14 protein-coding genes are annotated in these 16,785 nt (G+C 37.2%); 13 read left to right on the forward strand and 1 reads right to left on the reverse strand.

Annotated features, from left to right (window positions below):
- Positions 1-68 precede the first annotated feature (68 nt).
- The 12 genes from C3B52_RS27345 to C3B52_RS27400 all read left to right on the forward strand — a co-directional run bounded on the left by C3B52_RS27345 (position 69) and on the right by C3B52_RS27400 (position 14,054).
- Positions 69-1,424, forward strand: coding sequence for a hypothetical protein (locus tag C3B52_RS27345; RefSeq protein WP_103109546.1), 1,356 nt, complete (start codon positions 69-71; stop codon positions 1,422-1,424).
- A gap of 226 nt (positions 1,425-1,650) precedes the next feature.
- Positions 1,651-3,210: a DNA cytosine methyltransferase gene (locus tag C3B52_RS27350; RefSeq protein ID WP_103109547.1), complete on the forward strand. Its 1,560-nt coding sequence runs from the start codon at positions 1,651-1,653 to the stop codon at positions 3,208-3,210.
- Positions 3,211-3,315: 105 nt separating this feature from the next.
- Positions 3,316-4,563, forward strand: coding sequence for a hypothetical protein (locus C3B52_RS27355; RefSeq protein WP_103109548.1), 1,248 nt, complete (start codon positions 3,316-3,318; stop codon positions 4,561-4,563).
- A gap of 323 nt (positions 4,564-4,886) precedes the next feature.
- Complete coding sequence (locus C3B52_RS27360) at positions 4,887-6,449, forward strand: DNA sulfur modification protein DndB (protein WP_103109549.1); 1,563 nt, start codon at positions 4,887-4,889, stop codon at positions 6,447-6,449.
- A 1,062-nt stretch (positions 6,450-7,511) separates the two neighbouring features.
- Positions 7,512-8,492 carry a hypothetical protein gene (locus C3B52_RS27365; protein WP_103109550.1) on the forward strand — a complete coding sequence of 327 codons (981 nt, stop codon included), beginning with the start codon at positions 7,512-7,514 and terminating at the stop codon, positions 8,490-8,492.
- Positions 8,493-8,716: 224 nt separating this feature from the next.
- On the forward strand, positions 8,717-9,271 hold the full coding sequence (locus tag C3B52_RS27370) for a hypothetical protein (RefSeq protein WP_103109551.1): 555 nt from the start codon (positions 8,717-8,719) through the stop codon (positions 9,269-9,271).
- Positions 9,268-9,633, forward strand: coding sequence for a hypothetical protein (locus tag C3B52_RS27375; RefSeq protein WP_103109552.1), 366 nt, complete (start codon positions 9,268-9,270; stop codon positions 9,631-9,633). The genes C3B52_RS27370 and C3B52_RS27375 overlap by 4 nt, the downstream gene beginning before the upstream one ends.
- A 57-nt stretch (positions 9,634-9,690) precedes the next feature.
- A complete protein-coding gene (locus C3B52_RS27380) occupies positions 9,691-11,037 on the forward strand; it encodes a hypothetical protein (protein ID WP_103109553.1) in 1,347 nt (448 codons plus the stop codon).
- Positions 11,038-11,260: 223 nt separating this feature from the next.
- Positions 11,261-11,899, forward strand: coding sequence for a hypothetical protein (locus C3B52_RS27385; RefSeq protein WP_103109554.1), 639 nt, complete (start codon positions 11,261-11,263; stop codon positions 11,897-11,899).
- Positions 11,900-12,031: 132 nt separating this feature from the next.
- Positions 12,032-12,871 (forward strand): site-specific integrase, encoded by an 840-nt coding sequence (locus C3B52_RS27390; RefSeq protein ID WP_103109555.1) that lies wholly within the window; start codon positions 12,032-12,034, stop codon positions 12,869-12,871.
- 100 nt (positions 12,872-12,971) lie between these two features.
- Positions 12,972-13,289, forward strand: coding sequence for a hypothetical protein (locus C3B52_RS27395; RefSeq protein ID WP_103109556.1), 318 nt, complete (start codon positions 12,972-12,974; stop codon positions 13,287-13,289).
- Between the two features lie 93 nt (positions 13,290-13,382).
- Positions 13,383-14,054: a hypothetical protein gene (locus C3B52_RS27400; protein ID WP_103109557.1), complete on the forward strand. Its 672-nt coding sequence runs from the start codon at positions 13,383-13,385 to the stop codon at positions 14,052-14,054.
- On the opposite strand, the gene C3B52_RS27405 is transcribed toward C3B52_RS27400, so the two are convergent.
- Positions 14,049-14,546 (reverse strand): hypothetical protein, encoded by a 498-nt coding sequence (locus C3B52_RS27405; protein WP_103109558.1) that lies wholly within the window; start codon positions 14,544-14,546, stop codon positions 14,049-14,051. The genes C3B52_RS27400 and C3B52_RS27405 overlap by 6 nt on opposite strands.
- Positions 14,547-15,458: 912 nt before the next feature.
- Between C3B52_RS27405 and C3B52_RS27410 the strand changes: the two genes are divergently transcribed.
- Positions 15,459-16,697 carry an AAA family ATPase gene (locus tag C3B52_RS27410; protein ID WP_103109559.1) on the forward strand — a complete coding sequence of 413 codons (1,239 nt, stop codon included), beginning with the start codon at positions 15,459-15,461 and terminating at the stop codon, positions 16,695-16,697.
- Positions 16,698-16,785 lie beyond the last annotated feature (88 nt).

Consider the following 16,785-nt stretch of genomic DNA (forward strand, 5'->3'; position numbering starts at 1 on the left):
CACTAATAGCATTCATTTGGAACGTGGTCACCAACAATAATAAGCTGGATAATCAATGAGAATTGGAAGTGAGTGGTGAAATGATGGAAAAGAGTATTGCTAATACAATAGAGAATGAACGAGAAGAATTTATTCTAGAAGATGAACTTGACGGCAATGAATCATGTGATGAAGATGATGAAAGCGAAGGTATTGATTGGAGAGCTTCAGACATAAAGAAACAAAAGCTCTATGCTTACCTGAAAGACTTGTATGAACGTGAGTCACTTCCGCTCCTGGAAGGTAACGGATTATACGAAACTGTAACGATTGAAAGAATCGAAGAGCTATATCCGAGAATTGCTGTGGATCTTCGAAAGTATTTTACAGGTTTAACGTTTGGCGGAACTGATTTAGATGATCGCTATCTCACTGCTTTTCTTCGACTATTTGCGAGAAAGCAATACGATAGTCTAGAGAAGGAAATACAAAACAAGAATATAAAATTGATCCATAGTTTATCTTGGCTATTTGAAGTCTCGTTAAAGAAGATAAAATTTTTCCCTCAGAATGACGCCCGTAATGTGGTCTTTTATCTGGAAGAATTCAGAAAGTTTTCTTTGACTGCAAAGGTGATTAAAAATCGTGATGAGTTGTTGAACGGGGATGTTATTTACAATGGACAAATTATTGTTAATCATGATTTACCAGTAAACTATGTTTTTGGTGTAAGCAGGGATGGCTACAGTTCATTAACCAATGGACCATATTGTAAGGAAGTTGGCTGGCCTGTATTTGTAATCGGATGTTCTACGGGAATCAGAATTGATAAGATCATGCAAAAAGCTACGTATACAGCAGAGTGCAGCTCCATGGAGAAATGGCTTAATTTACTTAGAAATACAGAATATAAGTTTCCTTCCTCTCACTACATTCCTGTCAACGGAAAAAGACAGGAAGTTGAAGGTATAGGTCGTGCTTTCTTAGAAAATCTTGAGAGCCAGTATGTAAATTGGCTCTTAAAGAATCCAGATGAAATCAACAATTACTTTAAGCCTGATAAACGCTCCTCTTCTAATATTATGCTATCCAAACTATCAACCAATATGAGACGCAAAGTAGTCGAACGTGTGAAGGAATTAATGATAAGCATCATTAGTGCAAGATATACGGATAAAGGGTTCGCTTTACAAAATTCCTATGATAATAGCGGGTTAAAATGGCTCGGGAAAGAGTATCATTTTCCTGATCTGAGTGGATATCTCGGCCATCCGATTAGGAAGTTTTTTGCTAGTGCATCAATAGAACAACTAACTACCTTTGACTGGCCCTTAGTGGAAGTGAAACGTGGACAGCTTGTTGAAGTCCTCTACCCTGATATTATTGAAGATGTAGAAATGTCGGATGAAGTTTTTTATCAATACGAACAGATTAGTCTTTTTTAGAAATCAGATAAGAAAACGCTTTTAATCTGACGGTTGAAAGTGATAGAATTATAAGATATTCACTATTGTTTTATTTCTTTTGTTTATGAACCTCTAATCGGTTCGAACTTTCCCAGTTGGGAAATTCGTAGTCAAAAGCCCGTTGGCTTGAGAACATCTATTGAGATGTGACTCAATCTGACTGGGCTTTTTTTGTTGTCTAAAAATCCTAAGGAGAGATTGAGAAATGAATCTTATTAAAAGAAGAACAGCGAAAAATTCTGATCGTGGAATCTATCTCCAGGATAGAGAATTAGTCCAAACCGTTTTTTCCCCAGGTACCAATTATAAGTATGTCATGGATGTCAAAAATCGAAAAATTATTATCCTTTCATCTACGAATCAAAAAGACAACAAAGTCTCTAAAAGAGCGGTAAAGAACGGGCAAAAGCCGGTACTGGATATACGGAGTAAAGAAGCGCTATCAGCGTTTAAAGGCTGTGATTACTTACAAGTTTCCATTTACGATGATCAAGTTATCGTGGAAGGGTTTGTTCAAGAACAAGAGGGCCTTATGAGCTCAATAGGAAGCACCATTAAAGAGATGTTTACTTCGAAAAACAAGCCGATTGCTGACATTCGTACTTTACTTAAAGTGCGTCAAGTAGCATCGGCTGTTTTTTCAAAATCACAACTTAAGAAGGCTGTTGGAGATTCTTTTGAGCAGTTGTCCTTTGAGTTATTTAATGAAGCATCTACAGAAATACAAAGCTCAAGTATACGTGATATTCAATCGGCCCTACAAAACCTACCTATAGCGCTTAAAATAACAAGCCTATTTTCTGCTTCCGGAATACTGGATTTGGCCTTTGAACAAGAAGGTTACGATGTTGTATTTGCACTTGAAAAAGATAAACATGCTAGTAACACCTATGAGTACAATTTCAAGAAAAAAGTAACACGGGCAGACATAAGGGAATTTGATCTCAGAAAGATGGTAAAATCTCCGATCATGATATCGGGCTCACCATGCCAAGGTCTATCTAATTCCAATAGATACACCAATTATTTAGACAACCCTAATAATCTGTTGATAAAGAAATTTATTGAAGCGGTGAAGGTAAATGAAAACTGTCAAATCTGGATGTTGGAAAACGTGCCGCAACTGCTAAGTCAGGGAAATTCTAAGTTCCTCAATGAAATCAAAGAGGAGTTAGGAGATTTTGAAGTAGAGGCCGATGTTCTATGTGCAGCTGATTACGGTTCTTGCCAGATACGAGAAAGAGCAATTGTTATTGGAAGTAAAATTGGTCCTATCGGGTTTCCAAATACAACACGTCAACCTGATCAATACATGACTGTAGAAGAAGCATTTCAAGGGTTACACAACGGAATTCCGAATCAACTTGATGTTTCTGAACCGGAACCATTGACGGTTCAACGTATAGAGGCTGTTAAACCTGGTGGAAACGTCCATGATATACCCGAGGACATACGACCAAAAGGGGTTCACTCGAATAATTATAGAAGATTGCAATGGGATTCACCATCGGTAACGATCGTGAATCCAAGGAAGTCCATGTTGTTGCACCCTTCTGAAAATCGGATTTTGTCAGTGAGAGAATGCGCGCGGTTATTTGGAGTGCCAGATGATTTTAGATTCATCGGCAATTTGAATGCCAAACAGCAAATGATAGCAAATGCAGTTCCGGTTGAACTAGGGAGAGCGATTGCAAGGGTAATTAAAAATGCCATTATGAAATGGAACTTACGAAATAGAAACCTCCAGCCTTTATTTAATACCTGATGGATAACCAGAACTATTAGCGTTCCCTAGCCTTTTTGATTTCCGGGAGTTTTTGACAATTCACATTGTCCTCCCGGTAAACGGGAGGAATAGGAGGATCAGCAGATGGATAAATACTGGTTTCGTACAAAGAAGCAAGAAAAATTGTTCTTTCGGAAGCATAAGCACTATGTTACTGGTATGGGTAAAGAACATAATATCATAGAGATTACGAAAGAGTATTTAGATATTAAAGTAATCAGTTCACAAAATACGATTCGAATCTCAAGAAAAGACTTAAGGAAAGCAATCCATTACACCTTTCAGGTTCGAACGGTAACTCGAAAGGATCTAGAGCAGTTCCATAATTATACTAGCTCTTTGTTTGGACTCATGCTTTTAGTGTTTAGAGATATATCAACGAATTACCGAACAGCCAAAGGAACGATGCGCCTCGTAATAAAGGGCCTGAGATACTATTTCTCTGGATTAGCAAAAAGCCCTTCGGATCGGAAACTTGTTTTCAACAATGGGGGCGACTGTTTATGCTTGTCGTATTTCCATTTAAGAGACCTTAATCCGAAACGATGGGTTCCGGATATATTATCTAATAAAAGTAAAGTGCTACTTGATTCTGGAGCGTTCAGTCTCTTTCAAGCGGAGCAAAAGTGGCTTAAGCAAAAGCAATTGCAAGACCAGCTCGTAGATCAACTTGATATGTCATTTCATGGAATGGATAGCACGAATGTTCAAGAAGGTAACATTCAACCAATAACCCTGGAGGAGTATGGCCAATTCGTAAAAACGTTTTTGAAGATAGGAGCGATTACATATTATCTCAACCTCGATGTTTTTGGGGATAGTGAGAAGACGAAGTATAATCAAGAGCAGTTGACCCGAATCGTTGGTGTGCCCCCAATTCCAATTTTTCACTGGGATGCTCCAATGACTGATCTAGATGAGATGGTAAAAGAAGATCACCCGTTTATTGCTCTTGGTGGAATCGTGACATTACATGGTGAAGGGGCAAAAAGAGCATTTTTCAAGAAAGTATTCGAAAGGCACTCCAATATTAGTTATCATTGGTTAGGGGGAAGTAGTAAGCTCTTGTTTGAATTTCCCTTTTTCTCTTCAGATAGTACTTCCTATTTAATTCCAAGGTTGATGGGCGATGGAACGATTCTTACTCCGAACGGTTTTGATAGAAAGCCGGATTGGTCCAATGAAGAGTGTATCGCGTACAATGTAAAATTCCTATCGAGTCTTGAACAAGCATATGAGGAAGCTTTCCAATTAGAAATCCCTGTATCCTATCCGAAAGTGCACTTTACAAAACGGGACAGGGAGCAGCTAGAGTTTAACTTCGGGATATGAATGAACGGAAAGCCATTATGGATATTGTAAAGTACAAATATTTACACTACAATATGGATATATACCTTTATTTAGTATTTATCTTTTTATTGCATCTGTATTTCAGGTGCGGAGTGTTATTCTCTCTTTACTAGCCAGTAGGCTATTTCTAGCTGTTATTTCGCATGCAATTCAAAATGAAAAAATACACGAAGCCAGTCCATTTTTTGGATTGGCTTTTATTTTTTAGGAGGGATATATGGGGGTTAAGTAGAAGTTGAATTTATTATCAAGGAAAAAGGGACCGGGAAAACCAACTAGCATATTTGAGGAGATGAAAATAAATGGATAGAAAAGAGTTGAAGTTTTTAACGACAGAAGTGGACTTTGTGGTGAAACGCGTAAGCAAAATGATTAATTTGTTTGAAACTGGTCAGTTGATCATTGATCCAGAGGCACAAAGAAAACTGTCAAAGGCTCACATGAAAGAAATTGCTGCCTACCTTAGACGTGCGCTAGACGGAAAAACGTACGGAGCCTATTTTCCAGCATTAACAGCATCCAGACGTAGTGATGGTATTGAAGCGATACTAGATGGTCAACATCGCTTATTTGGTGCATGGGAAGCTTTGAAACAAATTAAGAAGGAAATCAGTTTGGTTGAGAAGGTACTTGAAAAATCAGGTACCATTACACTGAGCTCTATCATCATGGAAATACAGGAGCCAAACTCTGAAACGATTGCCAAAGAAATAAGAAAAGTGCCTTATCTCTTCCTTCAATTACAGGAAGCGGTTGGGTTAATCACTGAAGACGACAATATTCAAACAAGCGTATCAGAGGAAGTGATTGAAAAAGCGTTACAACACCTACTTGATAAGCTGAAAGAACAGGAGGCTTTAATTTTGGATTCAGTGATCCCGATGGTTGTCTATGTAGGACTTTCTAAGAAACAAGAGCAACAAGCTTTTCATGACTTTAACCAGAAAGGTAAAAAAGTAGCTAAAGCACTTGCTATCTCATTTAACCATAGTGATCCTATGGTTAACGTAGCACAGCTGGTTTGCCAGTTTGATAGTGTTAAGCAATATGTACAACCATTCAATGAAGGAACCAAACTCAAAGGTGACTATCTTTTCCTCTTTTCTACGATTTACACGACCGTATCTACGTTCTTTGGTGTAACTAAAAACAAGCCAACAGAAAAGACAGAAGATATGATCAGTGAAATTGAAGATTTCTTTACCATCGTTATGAATTCCATTCCGGATGAGGTCCCAGCGGGCACCCTACTTAAACATGCTGGTACACTGCCTGGCTTAGCTATGTTCGCGAAACGGATGAAGGATACAAATAGTGTATCCTGGAGGAATACATTAACCAACGCGTTAGAAAACATCCCATTATTGGACAATAATACCCAGTTTGTTAGGTTCGGAAGAGCAGCAGTTAATCCGGATCAAACAGTTCGATTCTCAGGTTCAAATGGTGCGATTTCCGCTGTAGTAAAAACGTTTGAATCATTGGCCACGTTGTTAGACGAAAATGGTGTCGAATTGCTCACTGCTTACGAAACGTTATCGAAGCAGGAACCGGTACCCATAGTATCCGAACAAGTTGCGGAAATAAAGCAAGAAGAGGTAGTTGAATTACAAGAAGAGAAAACATTAGAAAGTGGCGATGCAAACACGATTGATGATGGCATGTCTGCATCTGAAAGGGCAATTATTCAAGCCATTCAGGAATCAAGTGAACGAGTTCTCAGAGGGTCCTATACTACGATTGGAAAAGATCTCAGGTTCGCCAGATCATCTATTACAGAAGCAATCAAGAAACTGGAGAAAAAAGGTGTAATTGAAATAAATCAAGAAAACGAGCAGAAGATACTAACACTACGAGATGCTTAGTGATTATGAAAGAAGCGATTAGGTCGCTTCTTTTTTTCTTTACAAAAATAGGATGGTTGAGTTAAGATAGAACTATATTTACTATTTCTTATTTTTCTGTTGAGTGGCTATCTTCTATAGCCAAGTTTAATCGTCTGATGACGACATATCTAAGATATCAGCCCGTTGGCTGCTTTGATCATGAACAATACCTCTTTGATTTAGCTGTATGCTATGTCGAAGTGGGTATTGTTTTATCAAGTGGCTGGCGGGCTTTCTATATTTTTAGCCTAGCCAGAGAGGAAGTGAGTAACGTGTATATGAAAGCAAATATATTGAACAAACGTTTACTAGTTTTTGAGTCGTAGGTTGGTGGTAATTGGAGGTTAACTTAACTCGGGTGGTAGCGCGTGGTCCGGTGGGACGTAACGTAGTGACATTTTCTTAACGCTTCCCAAAGCGTCGATGTGATCAGCAATGATTACATCCCCTACAGAGTAGGGAGAGAAAATGTCCAGCTCTTGGGCCCCGACTTCTTATATATACAATTATGTATATATGAGAAGCTCCATTTGTGATAAGACTCTCCTCCTGTCATTACCTTATTTCAGGTAATGCAGGAGCGGTTTTATCACAACGATCGGTTTTCTGCACACATACATTTCCTCTTATCAAAGAGTAGAGATGTTCGTGAGCTTATCCAGGATGATTTCTACACTCGCGAGGTGGGAATGAACTGGATTGACATGAAAAACGATTTTACCACCGATGACTGATGTTGAGATAGATATTCTTAACTCAGTTTCGGTTTTGTCAGGAAATTTCGTTTATCTTGCATTGATTTCACCGTGGTGATCTCAATTACCAGATAGCGAAGTCTCCTGATTGTGAACGTGAAACTGAGTGTAAATCTCAGGTTCATTTCTAATCATTATCTATGGATAGATGATGAAAAGGAAGACCTCTAGATTCGAGAATGATTCTATCTTTCCAAGTAGTTTCTATGAAGCAGATATCCTAAATGCCGAGTGCATGATTAGGGTATCTGCTTTTTTTATAGATAAATTCTATGGAGGTGTAGTCATGAATTGGCTGAAGAAAAAATTACCGTCTAAAGAGTCCTTTTTAGCTTTCTATGCAACAATGTACTCGTTAACATTAATTGCCCTACTGGTTTACACGATTTTTTCTCAGAGAGGTGCATTCGAGAAAATCATTTTGTTTATTGTGGTTGTGATCATGGCGTTAAAGTTACCAACTCCGGATGCCAATAATCACGATCAAAAAGCGAAAAAGAAAAAAGCCATTCATCCCAAAACAGCTTTACAAGATGGTAATCAAGGGAAAAAGAAAAGAAAGCGTCGTAAACGTACATCAACAAAGAAAGTAATTGCTAGTAAGCAAATAACAATCGATACGCTACACATTGAACCTAAAGTAAGCCAAAAAACACCCCATGAGGAGGTAATGAATAACCCCGCTCCAAAAACAATCAAACCACTGTCGGCTCCCATTCACGAGTTAACGCAGAGTCGAAAAATGAAGCAACCACAAAAACATACAAAAGAGCATTCAAACAATCAGCCCAATCAAAAGTTATCAAAAGTAGAAACACACGAAGTAAAGCAGCTCTCTCATAATTCGATTGTGAAAGATGATGCTATTCAAATAGATGAGATCGAAACGATGGATCTTGCAAGAGAACCAGAAAATATAGATCTGATACTAAGTACCTTACGTTCCAGGGTAGCTGCAAATGTTGAGACGGATCGCATTGTAGATATTACCCATATGCGAGAACATAAGGGGAATTGGGACGCTAATGACTTAAGTATACAAGGTTTTGATTCTGTAACAGGTCATCCGACCAGTATCACAGTGAAATGTGTATCTTTTCAAAGCGATGTCGCCCGCTTAGCAGATAAACATGGCGAATATAGATGGGTGAAAATGCCTGAAGACTTTTGTAATACAGAACTAGTAAGTGGTCAAGATTTTGAAGTACAGCTTATTAAATTCGGTAGTAAATACCGAGCTTTAAAAGTCAAAAAGCTTGTGTGTTAAATTGGGGGAAAGAATCCCCCCTTCAAATGGGTTCATTTACTAAATGAATCGATTTGAGAGGGAGAGCATCTTCTCATAAAAGGATAAGGGGGAATCTGATAAAATTTGTAATATTCAGGGTAAGAGCAGCACTTTTGTATTGTAGTCTTTACCTACTTTTTGATATATTAGAGTAGGCACGTATTCATTAAAGAAAACTAACTTTCCGAATAGGAGTGTGCCAAATGATAAAGGAAAACGTGAACAATGACATTGTAAATGTAGTCCCTGTACAAGGAATGTTTAACTTAGTAGCACCAGCGTCTTATGTCGTTGAGATGATTAAGGATACTGCTAACAACCTATGCTTACTAAACATTCAGCATCAGCATTTAGTGGAGAAAGCTGAGCAGATTCATCAAATCGTAAACTCCCCATACGTAACATACATTTTTGAGATTGATCCAAGTCAAGAAAACGTGATCGCGAGTATTGAGGTAATACTAAAGGCGCCAACAGTTTTAGAGTATAAACGGATTGTTACAAACCTTACTAAGATTTTTGCACCTTCCTCCCAAATCATGATTGATGTTAATGGTGAAGGAGTATCCCTACGAGGAAAAGTAGCCTTGCCACTCATGCACTTTAGTGAGCAGACAAAAATACTTGAGAGCAATCAATTCATTATGGCGACCTATCTACCAGTTCAATTTCAAGCGAATAAAAGGTTTTATGTAAATGTAGTAGATGGAGAAATCAATGGATATACGAGTGTGACGGTAGGTGAAAAAAATCAATGAAAAAGAAAATAGCTGCAATACTTCTGATTGCATTTGTAGTTATGGTATCCATCTATTCAACAGCCCTTGGTGCATCAAAATCAGAAAACGATGCCCTTATCGAGAAAGTATCTGGACAGAAACCTGGGGAATTAAACATTACTGATGTTGCAGATGAAGCGACGATCGATTCGGGAATCGCAATTGCAACTGTAGCCTCAAAATTTTGCGTACTGATTTTCTTCTGCGCCATTCTCATTCAATTGTTTGGTAAAGTCATTCAGCACCCTGGTTATTCAAAATGGTCGAGGCTTCTCATTGGTGGAACGATTATGGGTTTTATAATCATCAGGACTGCACCCATTGTCTTATATGGAATGTAGTGAATTCGAAGGAAACTTCCTACAACGAGGTTTCCTTTTTTCCTAAGGAGGTAAGTGATGATAGATCCTGGTCATCAAAAAGATCTTGTCGACATGATTTGGGAGAGAATGGCGCACTTGGGATATAAGCAGCTCCATTTGACACAAAAAATAAACGAGATTGCACTGAAGCAAGGATCTGAAAATACTTACGACAACGCTACAGTACATAACATTCTCAAAAAGAATAGGGGAATGAGTCTTGCATTTCTAATGATTGTAACGGAAGCTCTCGGATTTGTAGAAGGTGAATTTTTCCCTGAGTATATTAATCAGTATCTTATCGTCGAGCACCCTTCAAAAACGCAAGTATCTAAACAAAAGCTAAATAAGTTCATCAATCTGTGTATTGATAAAGGGCTGTATGAATATTGTAGATTGGTCGTCGACAAGGTGAAGATAATTGATGATCCCCCAATAGCAATTTTAAAAGGAATTGCAGAAAAGTTGGAGAAAATTGGACAACTAGACAGCGCCATTTACACTTATTCCATTATTACGAGTTTAGTTGACTTCAAATTAGGTGAAAATGCACAAATTCATATTAAAAAATTTATCCTTCAGATGGAATTGGGGATGAGCAAAGCGTATGAAAGTGCCGTAGAGTTAGGGGTTTACGCCACCTATATGGACGATGAGATATTGAAACAGAGGGCTTATGGCCTCTTAATTTCAACCTACTATTTGCTGGATGATTGGGAGAAAGTCTACTTGTACTGTGACGAACAACTAAAGCTTGTTTCAATTAAAAACTCGGGTCAATTATTAGAGACATTGGTTTATAAAATTTATGCAGCACGTAAAAAACGTGATTACAAGACTGCACTAGAATTAATTGATCAATATCAAAAGGCCCTAGGTGTAAAACAAAGTAAATGGACAATGATTCTCCGATTAATTATCCATGTAGAAATGGGGGATCAAGGAGCACTTAATCAGCTGCTTCAACTCATTAAAAACTACCCTCCCAGAGAAAATTCTACCGATAGAGTAGAATATATTCCATTTCTATGCCTACCGATAATTCTGTCTGCATTTGTGAAGCAAAGCTTACTAGAGCGGGTACCAGGCTTTATGGAAGAGTTTAATACAGAGATAACTTTGTTGCTGGAGCAGGATAATCTATTGGACATAAAACACATTTACGCTTTCTTGATTGCCCGAGCTGACTACAATTTTCTAATAGGTAATACGTCCCAAGGGTTGGATGATGTCATCCAAGCAATAAATTGCACATTGATATTAAAGTCCCAAACTCTATTTGCGCTAGCTGTATGTAAATTTAGTACATATACAACCTGTGCATTACCTCATCAAAAGTCAAAATTTGTAGAACTATGCACTACAGCTAGCAAAACTTTTTAGTTCGATTATTGTATCAATAGAGAAAATACTGTCACATCGTGTCGAAATGCGCGAAATATTGTCATTTTTCCTAAGTCCAAGAAAAATGACAAACCATGATATCATTACTATTGCACTGGTAATAAAGTTCTACAAATGGGTGCTGGAGGAAACGTTTCAACTATTTTGTATCTGTTTGGTAAAGGAATTTGTTATCGGATATCGTATCGCAGAGGTGACATAAATGAGTGAATTACTAGATGGATTACGAAAAATGCATAGAGATGAATCTCATTTAATACGAGGGGCTCGTATTACAATACAGATTCAACTATTTCGAGACAGATCAAAATATACTCTTAAGTTTTTTAGTACGAAATCTGAAGAAGACCTACCCATTGAAAATCACATCATCGATAAGAACCTAGAAGAGATAGTTCTTGCTTTAAAAGAAGTAGGAAGCCTTATTAATGGAAAGGATGAAAATACGATAACAACATTTGATTTCGATGATGATGGCCGACTTTCATCGATTGAACATGAGTTTATCTCTGGTTTTAAAACTCTAACTATGTATCGCCATAATACTAGAAGAATTCTTAAGAATGTAATCCCACAAGGATTAGTTGAAGTTGTAATTGGACCACTTGGAAGAGTAACATATCCCGTACATGCGGAATATGCAGGTTCCTTTAAAATAAAGGGCTTTAGAGTTGTAACCGAAACTAAGGAAGATGAGCAAATCGTTCAAATGAATAGTTATGTCATGACAACATATCTACCGAAAGTCATGAAACATGGTGCCAGGTATCATATATACACAGTAGATGATTCATTAGACTCTCCAATTGAAATTCCTCCTGCTAGGTTTTTCAACTCCTAATCAAAAGAACGAACCAAAAAATGGTTCGTTTTTTTGAATACCGTCGAATTTCGTCTTATGGTTATAATTGCCTAGAATTACGAAAACATGGTAGTATTTGATAAAGTAATTAAAAAGGGAGTACACAATATAATGTCAGTTAATCCCTTCAAAAGTAACAATCTCGATGAGTATCAAAGTTACTTATTGGATCTTAAATTAAGTGAAGAAACGGTACAATATTACATTGCTGAAGCCAAAAGGTTCACTGAGTGGTTAGATAAAAATAGTGGACACGAAACATTTAAAAGCTGTCTTAACGATTATAATTTTTATATAGAAAATAGGTTTTCGAAATCAGTAATTCCCAAAAAGAAGTCAGCTATAAATTCGTTTGTTGAATTTTTATCAAATAGTAATTTGAATTTAATTGATAATAGTATTGAATTGAAAAATCCTATAATATTTCCATATACTAAGAAAGAATTAGAATTTTTAAAAGCAATCATGCTTGCAGCCGGTAACAATATTACAAGACAGAGAAATTTATTAGTTGTAGAATTAGGTCTTCAGGGTTTATCAATGAAAGAGATTACTCATATTAGAGTTAATCAATTTGACTTTGAAAAAAATGAAATACAATTATCTGATAGATGTATAAAAATGCTTCATGCCGAGCAATTGTTACGTTATTATAAGGAATGGATGGCAATCATTAGAGAAGAAAATGGAGGTGAAATTAGTTTATTAATTACTCCTTTACATGATGTTCATAAGCCATTACGAAGTTCTGTCATACATAAATGGTTTGAATTAATCACTCAACTTGGAGGAGTAAAAGTAACTCTCGAACGACTTAATTTAACATTTTTACATACACTTATCGTCAGAGGATGTACAGATATTGATCTACTAAGCCAACTAGGTCCACATTTAAAGAAGCAATTACCTGTGTATATAGATATCTATCGAAAGCAATTAAGAGAGGAATAATGGCATCCTTTAGTCATTTAACAGGACGTGGTATAATTAACTTGTCACAATTACGGGGCACAGTACTTTAATTTCTTATGTTGTCAGGAGGAGAGCTTTAATGCCAGCTCAGAAACCTATTAAATTTTATCTCACTCAATTAGAGCATATCATTGAGGATGAAGATTCGGACAGAACTACAATTTTTAGAACTTTATCCAAAGATGATATAACTCATATTGAAAATCTAGGTGAAGCCCCATATAAAAGGTTTGTTAAAAGAGAGCAGAAAGAAATATTAAAAAATGATTTAGATAAATACCCTCCGTTAGTTGATGTTGAATTGTTAATTGAGGAAAATGTTGTATCTGAAAACTCATTACTTGACGATAAATGGTTTAGTCAATTAATAACGATGTGTAATTTGAAAACAAATTAATAAGAGGCACGGAAACACCGCGCAAACTCACTCAGCTTTTATTCTGCTGAGAGAGTTTGCGCTTTTTTATTTATAAATTTGAGGAGGTTTGAAATGGATATTTCCAAAATGATATCGAATTTGTTACCTAAAGAGGAAAGCTTTTTAATGTGGAACGAAACGTATAAACATGTTTTAAACAGGATGAGAGAACTACAGCAGTTGTTAAAGGAACCAATAAAACCGGTAGTCGTAGAAACGTTATTTCAAATCATAGAGTCGGATATTAGTCATTTAACACAAGCAAGCAAGGATCTTAATGACAAAACTAACTATAAAGAGAAGATAGCCCTTTTAGAGAAAAACTTAAAAGTACTTCAAGAAAGCTATATAGTCTCTCAAGCCACGGTTAATAAGAGACAAATGATAAAAGTCAGTATTGATCCAGGATATTTACCACTTGATAAAATGCGTGCAATGAAGAAATTGATTTCAAATGAACAATTGAAACTAGGGACAATACCAAGTACTTTTACCGATAGTGGTTTGGTAAATGCACTGTCCATAGATTTAAATGAGTTGACTGAAAGGCAGCGAAATGCACTGTTTACATGCCTTGTTAGTGCCATAGACAGTGATTTGGATAGAGGAATTGAATCGATCCGCTTGTTCATAGAAAACTATGAAATGAACTTGAATAGTCCTCTGACATATTTTGAGCAGTATATGGTTTTACTGATGATTGACTTACTCATATATAGCGAAAAAAAGGAGAGCGCCTTATAAAGGCATGCTCTCCTTACGTTGATAAAACTCCTCAAGTCCTGGAATGATAAATACCTTCTTCTTTTGAGAATTATCGACCCGTAGGTACCTGTAGATCAGTAACTCAGCTAGTGCCTCTGTAACCTTTGTTTTACTTAAGTTGAATCGTTTTACAATGTGGCCAACATTCACCACAAGCGAAGCTGAATCCTTCATCTTCGCCTGATAACAAAGGTATGAAAAGACGACAACCGTGTAGTAGGATAGCTCTTCATATAAAAACGGAACTGCGAAACCGTTAGACTCATTTGCGCTATTCGTTATTTTAGTACCAGCTGCTGTATTTATGGAACCGTTGATATGAGCTCCCATTGAAAACCCTACAAACGTGGCATATTCGCTTAAATTCCTAGTATCAATTAACTTTATACTTTGGTCATTTAGAAAAAAATAGGTCTCCTTGGAGTTAACGAGGTTCATAGGTGTGATGAGTTGAGAAAAAGTAAGAGGCATACTTAAAAGCCACCTTTCAAATGATATTAGATTTTGTATTCGCTGTGAAATAAAAAAGGATAGGCACCTTTAATAAAAGGATGCCTACCCCGGTGTTTCCGCAGCAGCGTTCTTACTGTTATCTATCTTCGACTAATGTAAATACTACATTATTGGAGCCATTGATACAAGATGAACGAATGTTTTAATGAAACAATCATCCGACTCTTAAACTGAGATCTAGTTTTTCATCGAAGAAAAAAGGGGTAGGGCCCCTGAAAGTACTCATAGCATTCGAGAATGCGATCGCTGGTAGGAGAAGCGACAGACGATTAAGGGTAAATCGAATTATCAACTTTCGAAGCAAGTGTATACTATCGTTCATTTCATCACCTGATCCTTTCCATTAATATTCTGCATTATGAGCGGATAATAATTTGGCCAAAAGCAAATTGTTTCTTCAAGGCTTGTAGTCTCTGTATCTTTGAAATTGCAAGGATTACTTGTTTTCTGTTCATTAACTACACCTCCGTATTTTGAATACAAAAAAGCCATTTGGCGACACACCCAAATAAGGATGTGTAAGCCAAACGGCTTGTGCTTTCAATACCGAGTACTCCCGGATAGGTCGTTACGTCAACATGACAAAAATAACAAGTTGAAAAAGAATTGCTTGCAATCAGTATAACATAGGATGAATCGAATGCAATTGAATTTAATCAAATACGAAGAACAACACGATTAGTTAACATAATAAATGCTATGTAAACAAATAATTGCGTGCTGAATGAATAGTATGATGAGTATTTTGTTTTTATCATTTACTACTTATTAAATATATAGTAAACTTCATTGTAATAACATTCCTTGTTTATTTAATTAAAGGTAAATAATAAAAATAAGATTGTTACTATGTGAGTTAAGGAGGAACAGATGGAAAAAAGGATATTGGATTATATTAATGCTGGTTATCCAGCGCTCTGGATCAAAGATTGGGAAGTCGATAGAGTCGTGGAAGCACTCAAACGGGTTGCTCATCTCGGAAAGAGTGGAAAATCTATAAAAATTCGAGTTTGGAGTTGTACAAAGGGATTTATTGATCCAACAAACAAAAACGGGTTTTCAAAGACGGAGGATCCCTACGAAGCTTTAAAATTCGTCGAGAGAGAGTATTTGGGAGTAGATGGTGTAACCAAGATCGAAGGTGCTGTCTTGTATGTCTTCCAAAACTTGCATCGCAAAGAATTTATTGATGATCCGCAAATACAACAGAAAATAAAAGATCTGATTCCTTTGGGAAAAACACAAGAACGCCATCTGATTTTCGTCTCGCCAACGATCAAGCTGCCGATGGAACTTGAAAAGGATATTACATTGCTCGAATTTGATTTACCGGATATAGATGAATTGGGAAAAGTTCTAGATTCAGTTGTGAGCTCAATCGATAAACCGTTAAACATGGATAACAAAGATAAATTGTTGCAATCTACTCGCGGTCTTACATTGTCAGAAGCTGAGAACGCATTTGCTTTGGCGTATGTACGGCATAAAGCATTTAATGATGAAGCAATAGTAACTGTTCAAAAACTGAAAGCTCAATTTGTTAATAATACAGGCATTTTGGAGTTCGTTTCTCCAAAGCTTGAGTTGAACGACATCGGCGGGCTCGAAAATTTGAAAGCGTGGGCTTTAAAAAGAAAAAATCACTTCCTACCACTGGCAAAAGAATTTGGTCTTCGTCCTCCAAAAGGAGTCTTTGTTACCGGTGTCCCAGGTTGCGGTAAGTCGCTAACCGCAAAGGCACTTGCAGCTGCTTGGCAGATGCCCTTACTTCGTTTTGATATTGGTCGCATCTTTGGTTCATATGTAGGTGAGTCAGAAGAACAAATGCGATTAGCATTGAAAACAGCAGAAGCAATCAGCCCATGCATTTTATGGATCGACGAAATTGAAAAAATGTTTGCAGGTGCAGGCGGTAGTGGAACGGGCGATTCAGGTGTTACTCAGCGTGTACTCGGTTTTTTCCTCACGTGGCTCCAAGAGAAGGAAAAGCCGGTATTCATATTTGCAACCGCAAATAAGATTGATTCACTTCCACCTGAGTTCACTCGTAAAGGACGTTTTGATGAGGTATTTGTGCGCCCAGACGGGCTGCATCGCATTGCTGCTTAAGCAGCTAGGCTATACCAACATTTGCCTATCACCAGCCGACTACCCGTGAAAGGAAACTGACGCGGTGACTGGAGCATGTCGGACAAAG

It is taken from the genome of Brevibacillus reuszeri (assembly GCF_002897295.1).
GTDB lineage: Bacteria > Bacillota > Bacilli > Brevibacillales > Brevibacillaceae > Brevibacillus > Brevibacillus reuszeri_A.